Here is a 17,145-nt window from a genome sequence, read left to right as displayed (position 1 = left end):
GCTCGCAACGTCTAGTGGGCCGCCTCGTTCCAATCGCGGCCACGGCCCACCTGAACATCGAGCGGGACGGTCAGGTCCGCGGCGCCCGCCATCTGAGACCGGACGATCTGCTCGGCGGCATCCCACTCGCCCGGTGCGACCTCCACGACGAGTTCGTCGTGGATCTGCAGCAGGGCGCGCGAGCGCATGTCCGCGGCGCGCAGGTCGGCGTGGATGCGGAACAGGGCGATCTTCATGACGTCGGCCGCGCTGCCCTGGATGGGTGCGTTGAGCGCGGCGCGCTCGGCGTTCTCGCGCAGCACCCTGTTCGGGCTGGACAGGTCGGGGAACGGCCGACGACGACCGAAGATCGTCTCGGTGTACCCGTCTTCCTTCGCCTTCATCACCGAAGCGCGCAGATAGTCGCGCACGGCTCCGAACCGCGCGAAGTACTCGACCATGAGCTGCTTCGCCTCGGACTGCTCGATTCGCAGCTGCTTGGACAGGCCGAATGCGCTCAGCCCGTAGACCAGGCCGTACGACATGGCCTTGACCTTGGTGCGCATCGCCGATGTGACGTCGGCCGGCTCGACGCCGAAGACACGGGCGCCGACGAAGCGGTGCAGGTCTTCACCGCTGTTGAACGCCTCGATCAACCCCTCATCTCCTGAGAGATGCGCCATGATGCGCATCTCGATCTGCGAGTAGTCGGCCGTCAGCAGAGTCTCGTACCCCTCGCCGACCTCGAAGGCGCTGCGGATGCGACGCGACTCCTCGGTGCGCACCGGGATGTTCTGCAGGTTCGGATCTGTGCTGGACAGGCGTCCTGTCTGGCTGCCGGTCTGCACGTACGTCGTGTGGATGCGGCTGTCATCCTTGATCGCGGTGTCCAGGGTCTCGATGATCTGCCGGAGCTTCGTCGCCTCGCGGTGCTGCAAAAGCAGGTCGAGGAAGGGATGCGGGTGGCTCTCCTGCAGGTCGGCGAGGACAGCGGCATCCGTCGAGTAGCCGGTCTTGGTCTTGCGTGTCTTGGGCAGTTGCAGATCCTCGAACAGCACCTCCTGCAGCTGCTTCGGCGACCCGAGGTTGAACTCGCGGCCCACCAGCGCGAACGCTTCGGTCGCGAGGCCATCTGTGCGCGTCGCGAGTTCGCCGGAGAAGGTCGAGAGGACGTCGTGGGAGACAGCGACGCCGGCCATCTCCATGTCGGCGAGGGTCAGCAGTGTCGGCAGTTCGATGTCGAGGAGGACGGATGCCACCGACTCTGGCACGTCCTCGCGGAGTGCGGCGGCGGTGCGAAGCGTGAACCACGCCTCCTGCGACGGCGTCGCGCCGTCGGTCTCGGGGACGAGCTGTGTCGGATCTGCGACCGGGAGCTTCTCGCCGAGATAGCGCTCGACCAGGTGCGAGAGCGTCTTGTCGGGGAGGCTCGGGCGCAGCAGCCAGCCGGCCAGCAGCGTGTCGTAGGCGAGCCCGCCGAGGCGGATCCCCGCGCGCAGCAGTGCCTTCACCTGCGGTTTGGCGTCGTTGAACACCTTCGCGGCATCCGATTCGAGCCAGGGCCGGAGCGCGTCGGCTGCGTCGTCGGACCAGTTCGTCTCGCGCAGTTCGGAGAGGCTCGCGACACCGATCCGAGTGGCGAGGCCGCCGTTCGTGACGACGGTCACCGCCAGTTCGCCCTGCTGTGCCTGCAGCCAGGCGACGAGGGCGGTCACGTCGGCTTCGACGGGACTGGGCAGAGCGACAGCGGGCTCTGACTCGGCGGGATCCTCGCCGGTGCCGACGGCGTCGAACACGCGTGGGAGGAGGGTGCGGAACTCGAGACGGGCGAAGATGTCGCGGATCGCCTGCACATCGGCCGGAACCACGACGAGGTCAGCCGGGGCGACGGGCAGCTCGACGTCCGTGAGGAGGCGGTTGAGCTTGCGGTTGCGGCGCACGTCGTCCATGTGATCGCGGAGGTTGCCGCCGACGACGCCCTTGATCTCCTCCGCGCGATCGAGCAGCTCATCGAGCGACCCGAACTGCGTGAGCCACTTGACCGCGGTCTTCTCACCCACCTTCGGAACGCCGGGAAGGTTGTCGCTGGTCTCGCCGACCAGTGCTGCGATGTCCGGATACTGCTCCGGGCGGACGCCGTAGCGCTCCTGCACGGTCGTCGGGTCGTAGCGCTTCAGCTGCGAGACGCCCTGCACGGACGGGTAGAGCAGCGTCACCTCGTCGTTGACGAGCTGGATGGTGTCTCGGTCGCCCGAGACGACGAGCACGTCGAAACCCTGCTCCGACCCCTGCTTGGCGAGCGTTGCGAGGATGTCGTCAGCCTCGATGCCCTCCTTCGTCAGCACCGGGATCGACATCGCGGCGAGGCAGTCCTGCAGCAGCGGGATCTGCCCGCGGAACTCCTGCGGGGTCTCGGAGCGGGTCGCCTTGTACTCGGGGTACTCGTCGGTACGGAAGGAGTGCCGTGACGTATCGAAGGCGATCGCCATGTGCGTCGGCTGCTCTGCCTTGATGAGGTTCACGAGCATCGACAGGAACCCGTAGATGGCGTTCGTGTGCTGGTTGTCCTTGGTCGTGAAATTCTCGACCGGAAGAGCGAAGAACGCCCGGTATGCGAGCGAATGGCCGTCGACGACCATGAGGGTAGGCTTTGCGGAGTCCGTCACTCTGACAGCCTAACGAGGACGGCAGACACCCGCTGAGGAGGATCCGTGACCGAGACCCGGATGACCGGACTGGAGTGGGCCACGCAGCGCGGCATGGGGGCCCTTGCCGAGAAGATGGGCATCGAGTTCACGGAGTTCTCGATCGAGCGCAGCGTCGCCACGATGCCCGTCGAAGGCAACACGCAGCCGGTCGGGCTGCTGCACGGCGGCGCGTACGTCGTGCTGGGCGAGTCCCTCGGCTCGATGTCGGCGAACCTCGCCGCCGGCCCGGGGAAGCTCGCCGTCGGCGTCGACATCAACGCCACGCACACCCGTTCGGCGACATCGGGCATCGTCACGGGCGTGTGCACACCGATCCACCTCGGACGCAGCATGATGGTGCATGAGATCGTCGTGAGCGACGATCAGGGCAGGCGTTGCTCGACGATCCGGATCACGAACATGATCAGACCGCTGCCGGCCTGACGAGTCCGTCTCGAGTGAGGATCCGCTGGAAGAGGTAGTGGTCCTGCCACTCCCCCGCGATCCGCAGATACGCAGGTGCCATGCCGATGCGTTCGAAGCCGTTCGCCGCGAGCACCCGCTGCGATGCGGCGTTGTGAAGCAGCGTCGAGGCCTGCAGGCGGTGCAGCTCCAACGCGGACGCCGCGTGCTCGACGACCGCCGCGACCGCTCTGGTCATCAGACCGTGACCGGCCAGGGCTGAGTCGATCCAGTAGCCGAGGTCGGCGCTGTGGAACGCGCCGCGAACGATGTTGCTGAGGTTCACGCGGCCGACGATCGCGTCGTCGTCCGCGCGGATGAGGACGAACGGGTCGCTGCGTCCGGCATCCCGATCCGCCAGCAGCGCGACGATCAGTCGCCGCTGCTCGCGCTCGCTGAAGAACGACTCGTCCCGCTCTGGATCCCACGGCGCGAGATGCGCGCGGTTGCGGGCGAACGCCGCGGCGAGAGCCTCCCCGTCGTGCGCTTCGAGCGGACGGAGCCGGACGTCCGTTCCGAACTCGATCAGGACTTCTTCGGTGCGAGCTGCTCGATGATGGCCTTGGCGACGTCCTGCATCGTCAGTCGGCGGTCCATCGACGCCTTCTGGATCCAGCGGAACGCCTCGGGCTCCGACAGTCCCATCTTCTCGTTGAGCAGACCCTTGGCCCGATCGACGAGCTTGCGCGTCTCGAAGCGCTCGACCATGTCGGCGACCTCGGCCTCGAGCGTGATGATCTGCTCGTGGCGGGCGAGGGCGATCTCGATGGCGGGCAGCAGGTCGTTCGGCGTGAAGGGCTTCACGACGTACGCCAGAGCGCCGGCCTCGCTGGCACGCTCGACGAGCTCCTTCTGGCTGAAGGCGGTGAGGAGGACGACGGGTGCGATGTTCGCCTTGTGCAGGCGCTCAGCGGCGCTGATGCCGTCGAGCTGCGGCATCTTGACGTCCATGATGACGAGGTCGGGTCGCAGTTCGGTTGCGAGGGCGACCGCCGTCTCACCGTCACCTGCTTCGCCGACCACGTCGAAGCCGTTGTCGCGCAGGATCTCGACGATGTCGAGTCGGATCAGCGATTCGTCTTCGGCGACGACGACGCGTCGCGGGGCGGATGCCGTGGGCTGCTCAGACAGTTCTTGCTCGGTCACAGGTTCCATTCTAGGGGACGGCGGCTCGCAGCCCGCCGCATCCGCCCCAGGTGTGGACGGGAGGGCACGGTGCGCTGCGCTAAAGTCGAAGGCGCGACCACCGCGCCGGCGTGGCGGAATGGTAGACGCGGAGCACTCAAAATGCTTTGTCCGAAAGGACGTGTGGGTTCGAGTCCCACCGCCGGCACATCGCGGAAGGGCCGTCCGGCAAACGGGCGGCCCTTCCGCATAGGGAAGGGAACCGCCATGGTGCAGCCGCTTGGACGCGACGAGGTGCACGCCAGACGCGGCGGGGTCTTCCGCCGCCGCTGGGCGACGGAGTCCGACACTGCGTTCGGCGCCACGCGCCGCACGCGATACGTCGACGACGGACATCTGGTGCTGGCGCCGCGCGACACGAGCGTCGCGGACACCATGACTTTCACGGACGCGGGCGAGGGGCGGACGGCGCTGCTGCTCTATCCCAAGCCGTCGCCGGAGGACATCGCCGAGCTCGCAAGCACCTGGAACCTCCATCCGCTCGTCGTCGAGGACCTCCTGCACGCAGGTCAGCGCCCGAAACTCGAACGCTACGACGACGCTCTCTTCCTCGTCGTCCGCTCCGCGTGGTACGTCGATGCCGCTGAGGACGTCGATTTCGCCGAGTTCCACATCCTCGTGCGACCGCGAGCGGTCGCGGTCTTCTGTCAGGACGGCCGATGGATCGACGGCGTCGACGCCGATGACGCCTCCGGCGCCGCGGACCGCGGGGGATCGGACGCTCCTCGACGATGAGCGACTGCTGCAGCACGGGCCCGAGGCGATCGTCTATCGACTCCTCGACGCGATCGTCGACGGCTACTCCCCCGTCCTCCGCGGTCTCGAGATCGACCGGGAGCAGATCGAGCGTCAAGTGTTCAGCGGCGACGCGTCGGTGACCGAGCGCATCTACCGACTCAGTCAGGAGGTCATCGACCTCCAGCAGGCGACGTCCGGGCTCACAGAGGTGCTGGCGGCGCTCCGTGCGGGCTTCCACCGCTACGACATCCCCGACGCGCTCCAGTCGTACCTGCAGGACGTCGCCGACCATCTCAGCAGAGCGGACACGCGGGTCGGAGAACTCCGTGACTCGCTCTCGCAGATCCTCACCGTCAACGGCACGCTGGTCGCTCAGCGTCAGAACGAGGACATGAAGAAGATCTCCGGCTGGGCCGCGATCCTCTTCGCCCCGACGCTGATCGGCGCGATCTACGGCATGAACTTCGACAACATGCCCGAGCTCCACTGGGCCTTCGGCTATCCGCTGGCCGTCGGCGCGATGATCGTGTTCGCGCTCGTGCTCTATGTGATCTTCAAATGCCAGAAGTGGATGTGACGAAGAAGGACCGCCCCGGTGGGACGGTCCTTCTTCGGTAAGGGGGCAGCTCTTACGCGCCGGCCTTGTAGATCGGCGCCGCTCCGTTCACGGCATCCCCGACCTTGTGGACGCGGATGTCGTTCGTGGATCCGACGATTCCGGGAGGGGAACCGGAGATCACGACGACCTTGTCCCCTTCGGCGGCGAGACCGTTGCCGAGCAGGTACTCGTCGACCTGGTGGTACATGAGGTCGGTGTGCTGAACCATCTCGACGAGGGTCGAGCGGATGCCCCACGTCAGCGCCATGCGCCGGCGGATGCTGGGCTCCGGCGTGAACGCGATCATCGGGATGCGCGAGCGCAGGCGCGACAGGCGGCGAGCGGAGTCGCCGGACTGCGTGAACACGCAGAGGAACTTCGCGTCGACGAACTCCGCGACCTCGAGAGCGGCGAGCGTGATCGCACCACCCTGAGTGCGCGGCTTGCTGGTGAGGGGCGCGATGCGCTCCAGCCCGTGCTCCTCCGTTGACTCGACGATCCTGGCCATCGTCTCGACGACGACGATCGGGTAGTCGCCCACGCTCGTCTCGCCCGAGAGCATCACGGCGTCTGCACCGTCGAGGACGGCGTTGGCGACGTCCGAGGTCTCAGCCCGCGTCGGGACCGGGCTGGAGATCATCGATTCGAGCATCTGCGTGGCGACGATGACCGGCTTGGCGTTTCGACGGGCCAGCTCGACGGCGCGCTTCTGCACGATCGGCACGGCCTCGAGCGGCAGTTCGACGCCGAGGTCGCCGCGAGCGACCATGATGCCATCGAAGGCGTCGACGATCTCCTCGAGCGCGTCGACGGCCTGCGGCTTCTCGATCTTGGCGATGACGGGGACCTTGACACCTTCTTCGGCCATGATCTCGTGGACGCGATCGACGTCGGCTGCGTTGCGCACGAACGACAGCGCGATGATGTCGGCACCGGTGCGAAGGCCCCAGCGCAGATCCGACTCGTCCTTCTCGCTCAGTGCGGGCACGTTCACGGCGACGCCCGGCAGGTTGATGCCCTTGTTGTTGGACACGGCGCCGGCGACGATCACCTTGGTCGTCACGACGGTGCCATCGGTCTCGACGACCTCGACGCGGACCTTGCCGTCGTCGATCAGCAGGAAGTCACCGGGCTTCACGTCCTGAGGAAGGCCCTTGAAGGTCGTGCCGCAGATCTCGCGGTTGCCGATGATGTCCTCGGTGGTGATCTTGAAGATGTCGCCCTCGGCGAGTTCGTACGGGCCGGCCTCGAACTTGCCCAGCCGGATCTTCGGCCCTTGCAGGTCGACGAGCACGGCGACCGCACGCCCCGCGTCGTCCGCAGCGCGGCGGACGTTCGCGTAGTTGGCATCGTGGACGGAGTAGTCACCGTGGCTGAGGTTCAGTCGAGCGACGTCGACCCCCGCTTCGATGATGGCTCGGACGTTCTCGTAACTCGAGGTTGCCGGGCCCAGGGTGGCGACGATTTTCGCGCGTCTCAACAGAATCTCCAGGGTAAGAGGTGGGGGAATTTTATGGCGACAGTGCCGTCGCCAGCCTACGCGGGCTGCAGACCGATTGCGACATCGGACGGGGCGACCGGCGCCGGCAGCACCGTCGTCCCCATCAGATAGCGATCGACGCCCGCTGCGGCCGCCCTGCCCTCCGCGATCGCCCACACGATGAGCGACTGCCCGCGTCCGGCATCCCCGGCGACGAACACGCCGGGGACGGTGGACTCGTACGAGTCATCGCGCAGGAACGCACCGCGATCAGCGGTCTCGGGACGGACATCCGCTGCGAAGCTGTCGGTCTCCGGACCCGTGAAGCCCATGGCGATGAGGACCAGGTCGGCGGGGATCTCACGCTCCGTGCCGCTCTTGGGGACGCGGCGGCCGTCGACGTACTCGGTCTCGGCGACGCGCAACGCACGCACTTCACCGGCCTCGTTCGCGAGGAACTCGACGGTGGATGCCAGGTAGTGGCGCTCCCCGCCCTCTTCGTGCGCGGACTGCACCTCGAAGACGGTCGGCATCATGGGCCACGGCTGGTGCTCCGGGCGGTCGAGGCCAGGCTGCTTGCCGATCGCGAGGTTTGTGACGCTCAGTGCGCCGTGACGGTGCGCGGTGCCGATGCAGTCCGCTCCGGTGTCGCCACCGCCGATCACGATGACGTGCTTGCCCTGTGCGGTGATCTGGTTCGGGACGGAGTCCCCCGCGACGGCCTTGTTGGATTCGACGAGGTACTCCATCGCGAAGTGCACGCCGTCCAGGTGGCGGCCGGGGATCGGCAGGTCGCGCGGGACTGTCGAACCGGTGGCGAGGACGACCGCGTCGTAGCGTGCGCGCAGATCTGCCCAGCTGATGTCCTTGCCGATCTCGACGCCGGCGCGGAAGCGGGTGCCCTCCTCCTGCATCTGACGCAGGCGCGCCTCGAGGTGGCTCTTCTCCATCTTGAAGTCAGGGATTCCGTAGCGCAGCAGACCGCCGATCCGGTCGTCGCGCTCGAACACGGCGACCGTGTGCCCCGCCCGAGTGAGCTGCTGCGCGGCGGCGAGCCCGGCCGGGCCCGATCCGACGACGGCGACGGTCTTGCCGGTGAGCCGCTCAGGAGGCTGCGCCTCCACCCATCCCTGGGAGAAGGCCTCGTCGATGATCGACACCTCGACCTGCTTGATCGTGACGGCCGGCTGATTGATCCCCAGCACGCACGAGCTCTCGCACGGTGCAGGGCAGAGCCGCCCGGTGAACTCGGGGAAGTTGTTCGTGGCATGGAGGCGCTCGATCGCCGAGCGGTCTTCGCCGCGCCAGGTCAGGTCGTTCCACTCCGGGATCAGGTTGCCGAGCGGGCAGCCCTGATGACAGAACGGCACGCCGCAGTCCATGCAGCGGCCGGCCTGTCGGCGCAGCACGTTCTTGTCGCCCGGCTCGTAGACCTCTTTCCAGTCCATGATGCGGACGGGGACGGGGCGGCGAGCCGGCAGCTCGCGCTCGGTCACCTTCAGAAAGCCCTTGGGATCAGCCACCGGTCACCTCCAGGATGCGGGTCCAGACGGCGTCGCCGTCCGGGTCGATGCCGGAGGCCTCGGCCTCCTGGCGCATGGTCTGAACGGCCGCGAAGTCTCGCGGCAGCACCTTCACGAACTCGGCCGCGACGGTGTCGAAGTCCGCCAGCATGCCCGTGGCGAGCGGCGAGTCGGTTCGCTCGACGTGCTCGGCCAGCAGGCTCCGCAGCACCTCGAGATCCGCGCGGTCCAGCGTCTCCAGTCGCAGCTCACCGCTGTCGCGGGACTGCTGGTTGACCTTGTCGGCCGACAGCGCGTGGACGTAGGCGATGCCCCCGGACATGCCGGCTCCGAAGTTGCGTCCCGTCGATCCGAGGATGACGGCGAGGCCGCCGGTCATGTACTCGAGCGCGTGATCGCCCACTCCCTCCACGACGGCCGTCGCCCCGGAGTTGCGCACGAGGAACCGCTCGCCGACGACACCGGAGATGAACATCGAGCCCGACGTGGCGCCGTAGCCGATCACATTGCCGGCGATGACGTTCTCATGCGGGGCCATGTGCGAGTCGCGGTGCGGGCGCACGACGATATCACCGCCGGAGAGCCCCTTGCCGACGTAGTCGTTCGCGTCGCCCTCCAGGCGGAGCATGATGCCCGCGGGCAGGAAGGCCCCGAGGGACTGCCCGGCCGTGCCGTGCAGGATGACATCGATCGTCTCTCGCGCGAGCCCCTCGGCGCCGAAGCGCGAGGTGACCTCGTGGCCGAGCATTGTACCGACGGCTCTCTCGGTGTTGCGGATCGGAAGCTCGATCATGACGGGAGCCCGCTCCCTCAGCGCGTCCTGCGCCATCGAGATGAGCTGCACGTCGAAGTGCTCATCGAGCTCGTGATCCTGTTCGCGGCCGTGGCGGCGAGGCTCGGATGCCGGGAAATCCGGACCCTCGAGGATCGGCGCCAGGTCGAGCCCGTCGGCCTTCCAGTGCTCGATCGCCGCGTTCGCCTCGATGAGGTCGGCGCGGCCGATGATCTCGTCGAGCGATCGGAATCCGAGCTCGGCAAGGATCTCACGCACCTCCTCGGCGATGAACTCCATGAAGTTCACGACGAACTCCGGCTTGCCGGTGAACCGTTCCCGCAGGGCCGGGTTCTGCGTCGCGACGCCGACGGGGCAGGTGTCGAGGTGGCAGACGCGCATCATGATGCAGCCGCTGACCACCAGCGGAGCGGTAGCGAAACCGAACTCCTCCGCTCCAAGCAGCGCACCGATGATCACGTCGCGACCGGTCTTCAGCTGACCGTCGACCTGGACGACGACGCGGTCGCGCATGCCGTTGAGCATGAGCGTCTGCTGCGTCTCGGCCAGGCCGAGTTCCCACGGGGTGCCGGCGTGCTTGAGCGAGTTCATCGGGCTCGCGCCGGTGCCGCCGTCGTGTCCCGAGACGAGGATGACGTCGCTGAGCGCCTTCGCGACACCGGCCGACACCGCGCCGATGCCGGACTGGCTGACCAGCTTCGTGTGGATACGGGCGTTCGGGTTCGCGCGCTTCAGGTCGAAGATGAGCTGCTTGAGATCCTCGATCGAATAGATGTCGTGATGCGGCGGCGGCGAGATGAGACCGACGCCAGCCGTCGCATGACGGGTCCGCGCGACCCAGGGATACACCTTGGTCGGCGGCAGCTGGCCGCCCTCTCCGGGCTTCGCGCCCTGCGCGAGCTTGATCTGGATGTCGTCGGATTCGGTCAGGTACAGGCTCGTGACGCCGAACCGGCCTGAGGCCACCTGCTTGATCGCGCTGCGGCGCTCGGGGTCGAGGAGACGGTCGACGTCCTCGCCGCCCTCCCCCGTGTTCGACTTGCCGCCGATGCGGTTCATCGCGATCGCGAGCGTCTCGTGGGCCTCGCGCGAGATCGAGCCGTAGCTCATCGCGCCGGTCGAGAAGCGCTTGACGATCGAGCTGACCGGCTCGACCTCGTCGAGCGGTACGGCAGGACGCGCCCCGGTGCGCAGCGTGAACAGCCCGCGCAGTGTCTTCAGCTCAGCAGCCTGATCGTCGACGAGCTTCGTGTATTCGCGGAAGATGTCGTACCGGCGGTTGCGCGTGGAGTGCTGCAGCCGGAACACGGTCTCCGGGTTGAACAGGTGCGGGGAGCCGTCGCGGCGCCACTGGTACTCGCCGCCGGTCCATAGCCGCTCATGTGCGCGAGCAGCCGCGTCCTCCGGGTAGGCGAAGTCGTGCCGTGCCTGGTTCTCGGCGAACACGTCCTCGATGCCTATGCCGCCGAGCTTGGTCTCCGTACCGGTGAAGTACGCGTCGACGAACTCCTGGCTGAGGCCGATCGCCTCGAACACCTGCGCGCCGGCGTAGGAGGACACCGTCGAGATGCCCATCTTCGACATGATCTTCAGCACGCCCTTGCCGAGCGCGTAGATCAGATTGCGGACGGCCTTCTCCGGCGTGACGCCCGTGATGAAGCCGGTGCGAACGAGGTGCTCCACGGTCTCCATCGCGAGGTACGGGTTGACGGCCGAGGCCCCGTAGCCGATGAGCGTCGCGACATGGTGCACCTCGCGGACGTCGCCGGCCTCGACGAGCAGACCGACCTTCATGCGGTTCTCGCGGCGGATCAGGTGGTGGTGGATGGCCGAGACCATGAGCAGCGACGGGATCGGGACGAGGTCCTTGTTCGAGTCGCGGTCGGACAGGATGATGAACTCCGCGCCGCCGTCGATCGCGGCATCCACCTCTGCGCACATCTCTTCGAGGCGCTCCTGCATCGAGTGGGCGCCGGCGTCGAAGTGGTAGAGGCCGCTGATCGTCACAGCCGAACGGCCGGCCAGCGCCTTGTCGATGTGGCGGATCTTGGCGAGCTCGTCGTTGTCGATCACGGGGAAATCGACGGCGACGGTTCGGGTGTGGTCCGGGCCCCAGGCCAGCAGATTCCGCTCAGGGCCCAGCGATGAACGCAGGCTCGTGACGACCTCTTCGCGGATGGAGTCCAGGGGCGGGTTCGTCACCTGGGCGAACTGCTGCGTGAAGTAGTCGAACAGCAGCCGCGGGCGCTCGCTGAGCACCGCGATCGGCGTGTCGGAGCCCATGGCGCCGAGCGGTTCGACGCCGGTCTGCCCCATCGGGGTCAGCAGCAGACGGACTTCCTCCTCGGTGTACCCGAAGGTCCGCTGACGGCGGGTGATGGATGCCGGCGGGTGCACGATGTGCTCGCGCTCCGGCAGATCCGCCAGGCGCACGGCGCCGTCGTCGAGCCACTCCTGCCAGGGGTGCAGGCGCGCGAGATCCTGCTTGATCTCCTCGTCCTCCACGATGCGACCAGCCGCCGTGTCGACGAGGAACATCTTGCCCGGCTGAAGGCGACCGCGGCGCTTGATGCGCTCCGGCTCGAACTCCAGCACACCCGTCTCCGAGCCGATGACGACGAGGCCGTCCGTGGTCTCCGTCCACCGTCCAGGGCGAAGCCCGTTGCGGTCGAGGGTCGCACCGACGAGCGTGCCGTCTGTGAAGATGAGCGCCGCAGGGCCGTCCCACGGCTCCATCTGATTGGAGTGGTACTCGTAGAACGCGCGCAGCTCCGGGTCGATGTCGGTCTGCTTCTCGTATGCCTCGGGGACCATCATCATGATCGCGTGCGGCAGGCTGCGTCCGGTCAGGGTAAGCAGTTCGAGCACCTCGTCGAACGAGGCCGAATCGCTCGCACCGGGGGTGCAGATCGGGAGAAGCGGACGGATGTCGCCGAGCAGCTCCGATTCGAGCTGCGACTGACGTGCCCGCATCCAGTTGCGGTTGCCGCCGACGGTGTTGATCTCGCCGTTGTGCGCGAGCATCCGCAGCGGCTGCGCGAGCGGCCACGACGGGAACGTGTTGGTCGAGTACCGCGAGTGCACGACGGCGAGCTCGGAGGCGAATCGCTCGTCCTGCAGGTCGGGGTAGAACGGCTCGAGCTGGAGCGTGGTGACCATGCCCTTGTAGCCGAGCGTGCGGCTGGACAGCGAGACGAAGTAGGCGCCGACCTCGTGGCCGGCGCGCTTGCGCAGACGGTAGGCGACGCGGTCGAGCGCGATGCCGGAGAGGCGCTCCCCAGCGCGGGATGCGACGAAGAGCTGCTCGAATGCGGGGCGGGCCTCATCGGCGAGCTTGCCGAGATTCTCGTTCGCGGTGGGGACGACGCGCCATCCGAGGACCTCCAGGCCCTCTTCGCGCGCGATCCTCTCGACGCCGGCCTTCTGGCTGCGGCGCTCAGAGGCCTGCAGCGGAAGGAAGGCGAGCCCGGCGGCGTACTCGCCGGCATCGGGCAGTTCGAAGGCGGTGACCTCACGAAGGAATGCGTCCGGCATCTGGGTGAGAATGCCCGCACCGTCTCCGGTGCCGGCATCGGAGCCGATCGCACCGCGGTGCTCCAGGTTGCGCAGCGCCTCGAGCGCCAGCGCGATGATGTCGTGTCCTGCGGTTCCACGCAGGGTGGCGACCATGGCCAGGCCGCAGGCATCCTTCTCGAATGCCGGGTTGTACAGACCCTGCTTCGGGGGGTAGGCGCCGGAGGCACCGTAAGGAGGCTGGAAGTACATCTATTACCGCCCTCAGGTAATCAGGTGACACCGGGGACGCCGTCGGCCCGCTCGTTCAGTGCAGTGGATTCCTCACTCGAAGAGGAGGTGCTTGTCGGGAGCTGCCCTCGCTCTAGGGAGCAGTGCTTGTGGCGGTGGCTCCGACGGTGACTTCAGCGGGAGGCTCGCTCACGTCGACGAAGTCATCGAGATCGTTCTGCGATTGTACATCAGCGTGGGCATCCTTCCGGCCGCGGCCCGGCATGTACGGGCTGGGCTCGACACCGGGGTGACGACGCGTCTGGACGATGATGATCACGATCCCGACCACGACGCCGAGGATGGCGGCCCAGACGTTGCTGCGCAGCCCCAGGATGATCTCGCTCGGGTCGATGCGGATGGACTCCCACACGATGCGCCCCGCGCTGTACCAGATGAGATACACGGCGAAGAGCTTGCCCCACTGCAGCTTCAGGCGGGCGCCGATCCACAGGATGAACAGCACGCCGAGGACGTTCCAGATGACCTCGTACAGGAACGTCGGGTGGAACAGGGTGCCCTCGGCGAGACCCGGGGGGAACGCGGCGTTGTCCGACTCGATCTCCAGGCCCCAGGGCAGGTCCGTAGGCAGACCGAACAGTTCGTGGTTGAACCAGTTGCCGAAGCGGCCCATGGCCTGTGCGAGCAGAATGCCGGGGGCGAGGGCATCCGCGAACGTCCAGAACCGGATGCCTGTCCACCTGCAGCCCAGGTACGCGCCGACCGCGCCGCCGAGAAGCGCGCCGAAGATCGCGATGCCGCCCTCCCAGATCGCCCAGACCGAGCCAGGCTCGAACGGGTTCCAGGTGTTCTTGCCCTCGCCGAAGTAGAAGTTCGGGTGGGTGAGTACGTGGAAGATGCGCGCACCGATGATCGCGAGCGGCACCGCGAGGATCGCGATGTCGATGACGACCCACGGCTCCGCACCGCGCTTGGTGAGGCGGTGATTGGTCATGAGCGTGGCGACGATGATGCCGGCGATAATGCACAGGGCGTAGAAGTGGATCCGCAGCGGGCCGAGGTCGATGTAGCTGACGTCTGGGCTCGGGATGCTGGTGAGCACGCCGCTGAGTGCAGTGTGGAGCGCGAGGGACATGAGTGCGATTCTAGTTCTCGTGTGAGCGGACTGCGGACGGCGTGCCTGCAGCGAGGTTCCTTGTGACCTCGGCCAGGGCGTCGAGGCCCCCGTCGCCGAGAGCTCTGACCAGGGCGGTGCCGACGATCGCGCCGTCGGCGTAGTCCACCACGCCTGCGATCTGATCGGCGGTGGAGATGCCGATGCCGACGCAGGCGTTCTCGGCCCCGTGCTCGCGAAGCCGCGCGACGAGGCTGCGCGCAGCCTGGTCGAGGGAGGCACGCTCGCCGGTGATGCCCATCGTGGAGACGGTGTAGACGAAGCCGGTCGAGGACTTGACCACGAGATCGAGTCGCTGGTCCGTGGAAGTCGGAGCAGCGAGGAAAATGCGGTCGAGGCCGGTCCTCTCGCTGGCGGCGATCCAGTCCTCGGCCGCCTCAGGGGTGATGTCGGGCGTGATGAGGCCGGCGCCGCCCGCTGCGAGCAGGTCATCCGCGTAGCGATCGACCCCGTACTGCATGACGGGGTTCCAGTACGTCATGACGACGACAGGAACGTCCGTGGCCGCGGTGATCGCCTTCACCGCAGTGAAGAGGTCGCGCATCTTGAATCCACCCGCGAGCGCGGCCTGCGTGGCCTGCTGGATGACGACCCCGTCCATCACCGGGTCGCTGTAGGGCGGCCCGAGTTCGATGACGTCCACACCGTTCTCGGCAAGGGTGATCGCGGCCTGGATACTCGTCTCCAGATCGGGGAACCCGACGGGCAGGTATCCGATGAATGCTCCGCGTCCGGCATCCTTCGCGTTCTGGATCGCGGCGGCGACGCGACTCATCGTGCCTCCTCCACGCCCTCGTCGTACAGGTCGAAGTACTTCGCAGCGGTGTCCATGTCCTTGTCTCCGCGGCCGGACAGGCAGACGGCGATCACGGCATCCGGACCCATCTCCCGACCCAGGCGCAACGCGCCGGCCAGCGCGTGCGCCGACTCGATGGCCGGGATGATGCCCTCGGTGCGGCTCAGCAGCCGCAGAGCCTGCATCGCCTCGTCATCGGTGGCCGGGATGTATTCGGCGCGACCGATGTCGGCGAGCCAGGAGTGCTCGGGTCCGACGCCGGGGTAGTCGAGTCCGGCGGAGATCGAGTGCGACTCGATCGTCTGGCCGTCCTCGTCCTGCAGGACGTAGGTCTTCGAGCCGTGCAGCACGCCTGGACGTCCTCGCTCGATGGATGCCGCGTGCTTCTCGGTGTCGACGCCGTCGCCGGCCGCCTCCACGCCGTACAGCTTCACGGCATCGTCGTCGAGGAACGCATCGAACATGCCGATCGCATTCGAGCCGCCGCCGACGCACGCCACGACGGCGTCAGGCAGTCGGCCGATCTCGTCGAGAAGCTGCTGGCGCGCTTCTTCGCCGATGATCTTCTGGAAGTCGCGCACCATGGCAGGGAACGGATGAGGACCGGCAGCGGTGCCGAAGATGTAGTTGGTCGACTCCACGGTCGCGACCCAGTCGCGGTACGCGTCGTTGATGGCGTCCTTCAGCGTGCGGGAACCCGTGGTCACCGGCACGACCTCCGCGCCGAGCAGACGCATGCGGGCGACGTTGAGCGCTTGCCGCTCGGTGTCGACCTCACCCATGTAGATCGTGCACTCGAGGCCGAACAGCGCCGCTGCGGTCGCGGTGGCGACGCCGTGCTGTCCCGCGCCGGTCTCCGCGATCACTCTGCTCTTACCGAGCCGCTTGGTCAGAAGAGCCTGCCCGAGGACGTTGTTGATCTTGTGGCTGCCGGTGTGATTGAGGTCCTCGCGCTTGAGGAACACGCGCGCTCCCCCGGCGTGCTCGGCGAACCTGTGCACCTCGGTGAGGGCGGACGGCCGGCCGGCGTACGAGCCGAGGAGTCCTGCCAGCTCTGCGCGGAAATCGGGGTCGGCGATCGCCTGCTCGTAGGCGACGGTGAGTTCGTCGATCGCCGCGATCAGGGATTCCGGCATGTACCGCCCGCCGAACTCTCCGAAGAACGGACCTGGTTGGTCGCGCAGGCTCACAGCGCACGACTCCCTTCGAAGTCTCCCGCGGCGAGGAAGCTCTGCAGAGTGGCGACGGGGTCGCCGGTGACGAGAGCCTCGCCGATCAGTACGACGTCGGCCCCGGCCTCGCGGTAGTGCGCGACGTCCTCGGGGACGAGCACGGCCGACTCGGCGACCTTGATGACGCCTGAGGGGATGCGATCGACGAGACGGCCGAACAGATCGCGGTCGAGGTCGAAGGTCGAGAGGTTCCTGGCGTTCACACCGATCAGCGTCGCGCCGAGGTCGATCGCGACGTCGAGCTCGGCGGCGGTGTGGGTCTCGACGAGCGGCGTCATGCCGAGCTCGAGGATCAGCCCGTGCAGTTCGCTGAGCACCTTCGGCTCGAGCCCTGCGACGATGAGCAGCGCCAGATCGGCGCCGGCGGCGCGGGCTTCGAGCACCTGATACGGGGTGGCGATGAAGTCCTTGCGGAGCACGGGAAGCGCGACGCGCTCCGTCACGGCCTCGAGGTCTGCGAGCGATCCGCCGAACCGGCGCTCCTCGGTGAGGACGCTGATCGCCGATGCTCCGCCCGTCTCGTAGAGCGCAGCCTGGCGCGCAGGATCGGGGATCTCGGCGAGCTCTCCGCGGGACGGGCTCGCGCGCTTCACCTCGGCGATGATCTTGACACGGGATGCCGGCGCGAGAGCGGCGGAGACGTCGAGTGCTGCCGGGCGTGCCGCAGCCGCCTTCTCGACCTCGGACAGGGGCCGGGCGAGTGCACGACGTTCCGCGTCCTCGACTGCGCCGGCCGTGAGGTCGGCGAGCACCA

General features: G+C 67.6%; 13 protein-coding genes and 1 tRNA gene. 4 read left to right on the top strand and 10 right to left on the bottom strand.

Annotation, left to right across the window (positions count from 1 at the left end; genetic code table 11):
- Positions 1-11: 11 nt before the first annotated feature.
- On the bottom strand, positions 12-2,645 hold the full coding sequence (polA, locus tag LQZ87_RS09560) for a DNA polymerase I (protein WP_230103236.1): 2,634 nt from the start codon (positions 2,643-2,645) through the stop codon (positions 12-14).
- Positions 2,646-2,705: 60 nt separating this feature from the next.
- Between polA and LQZ87_RS09555 the strand changes: the two genes are divergently transcribed.
- The gene (locus LQZ87_RS09555) at positions 2,706-3,110 is read left to right on the top strand and encodes a hotdog fold thioesterase (protein WP_230103447.1); all 405 of its coding nucleotides are present in this window, start codon (positions 2,706-2,708) and stop codon (positions 3,108-3,110) included.
- Here LQZ87_RS09555 and LQZ87_RS09550 read toward each other — a convergent pair.
- On the bottom strand, positions 3,091-3,654 hold the full coding sequence (locus LQZ87_RS09550; protein ID WP_337458392.1) for a GNAT family N-acetyltransferase: 564 nt from the start codon (positions 3,652-3,654) through the stop codon (positions 3,091-3,093). The two genes, LQZ87_RS09555 and LQZ87_RS09550, sit on opposite strands and share 20 nt — an antisense overlap.
- Positions 3,654-4,274: a response regulator gene (locus LQZ87_RS09545; protein ID WP_230103235.1), complete on the bottom strand. Its 621-nt coding sequence runs from the start codon at positions 4,272-4,274 to the stop codon at positions 3,654-3,656. Before LQZ87_RS09545 ends, LQZ87_RS09550 begins: the two co-directional genes overlap by 1 nt.
- A gap of 104 nt (positions 4,275-4,378) precedes the next feature.
- Between LQZ87_RS09545 and LQZ87_RS09540 the strand changes: the two genes are divergently transcribed.
- From LQZ87_RS09540 to LQZ87_RS09535, 3 genes are all read left to right on the top strand, one after another.
- A tRNA-Leu gene (locus LQZ87_RS09540) sits at positions 4,379-4,461 on the top strand.
- 59 nt (positions 4,462-4,520) lie between these two features.
- On the top strand, positions 4,521-5,048 hold the full coding sequence (locus tag LQZ87_RS15210; RefSeq protein ID WP_253073010.1) for a CorA family divalent cation transporter: 528 nt from the start codon (positions 4,521-4,523) through the stop codon (positions 5,046-5,048).
- Entirely contained in the window at positions 4,996-5,628 is a 633-nt protein-coding gene (locus LQZ87_RS09535) for a magnesium and cobalt transport protein CorA (protein ID WP_253073009.1), read from the top strand. The genes LQZ87_RS15210 and LQZ87_RS09535 overlap by 53 nt, the downstream gene beginning before the upstream one ends.
- Before the next feature lie 52 nt (positions 5,629-5,680).
- Here LQZ87_RS09535 and pyk read toward each other — a convergent pair whose 3' ends face one another.
- The 7 genes from pyk to trpC all read right to left on the bottom strand — a co-directional run bounded on the left by pyk (position 5,681) and on the right by trpC (position 17,143).
- A complete protein-coding gene (gene pyk / locus LQZ87_RS09530; RefSeq protein WP_230103234.1) occupies positions 5,681-7,129 on the bottom strand; it encodes a pyruvate kinase in 1,449 nt (482 codons plus the stop codon).
- A 56-nt stretch (positions 7,130-7,185) separates the two neighbouring features.
- Positions 7,186-8,652, bottom strand: coding sequence for a glutamate synthase subunit beta (locus LQZ87_RS09525; RefSeq protein ID WP_230103233.1), 1,467 nt, complete (start codon positions 8,650-8,652; stop codon positions 7,186-7,188).
- A complete protein-coding gene (gene gltB, locus LQZ87_RS09520) occupies positions 8,645-13,210 on the bottom strand; it encodes a glutamate synthase large subunit (RefSeq protein ID WP_230103232.1) in 4,566 nt (1,521 codons plus the stop codon). Before gltB ends, LQZ87_RS09525 begins: the two co-directional genes overlap by 8 nt.
- Positions 13,211-13,322: 112 nt before the next feature.
- Positions 13,323-14,324: a prolipoprotein diacylglyceryl transferase gene (gene lgt, locus LQZ87_RS09515; RefSeq protein ID WP_230103231.1), complete on the bottom strand. Its 1,002-nt coding sequence runs from the start codon at positions 14,322-14,324 to the stop codon at positions 13,323-13,325.
- 10 nt (positions 14,325-14,334) lie between these two features.
- Positions 14,335-15,138 (bottom strand): tryptophan synthase subunit alpha, encoded by an 804-nt coding sequence (trpA, locus tag LQZ87_RS09510; RefSeq protein WP_230103230.1) that lies wholly within the window; start codon positions 15,136-15,138, stop codon positions 14,335-14,337.
- The gene (trpB, locus tag LQZ87_RS09505) at positions 15,135-16,349 is read right to left on the bottom strand and encodes a tryptophan synthase subunit beta (RefSeq protein ID WP_230103229.1); all 1,215 of its coding nucleotides are present in this window, start codon (positions 16,347-16,349) and stop codon (positions 15,135-15,137) included. The genes trpA and trpB overlap by 4 nt, the downstream gene beginning before the upstream one ends.
- Positions 16,346-17,143 carry an indole-3-glycerol phosphate synthase TrpC gene (gene trpC, locus LQZ87_RS09500; RefSeq protein ID WP_230103445.1) on the bottom strand — a complete coding sequence of 266 codons (798 nt, stop codon included), beginning with the start codon at positions 17,141-17,143 and terminating at the stop codon, positions 16,346-16,348. The genes trpB and trpC overlap by 4 nt, the downstream gene beginning before the upstream one ends.
- Positions 17,144-17,145 lie beyond the last annotated feature (2 nt).

The organism is Microbacterium sp. Bi121 (assembly GCF_918698005.1).
Taxonomy (GTDB): domain Bacteria; phylum Actinomycetota; class Actinomycetes; order Actinomycetales; family Microbacteriaceae; genus Microbacterium.
This window is presented reverse-complemented; position numbering and strand designations above follow the sequence as displayed.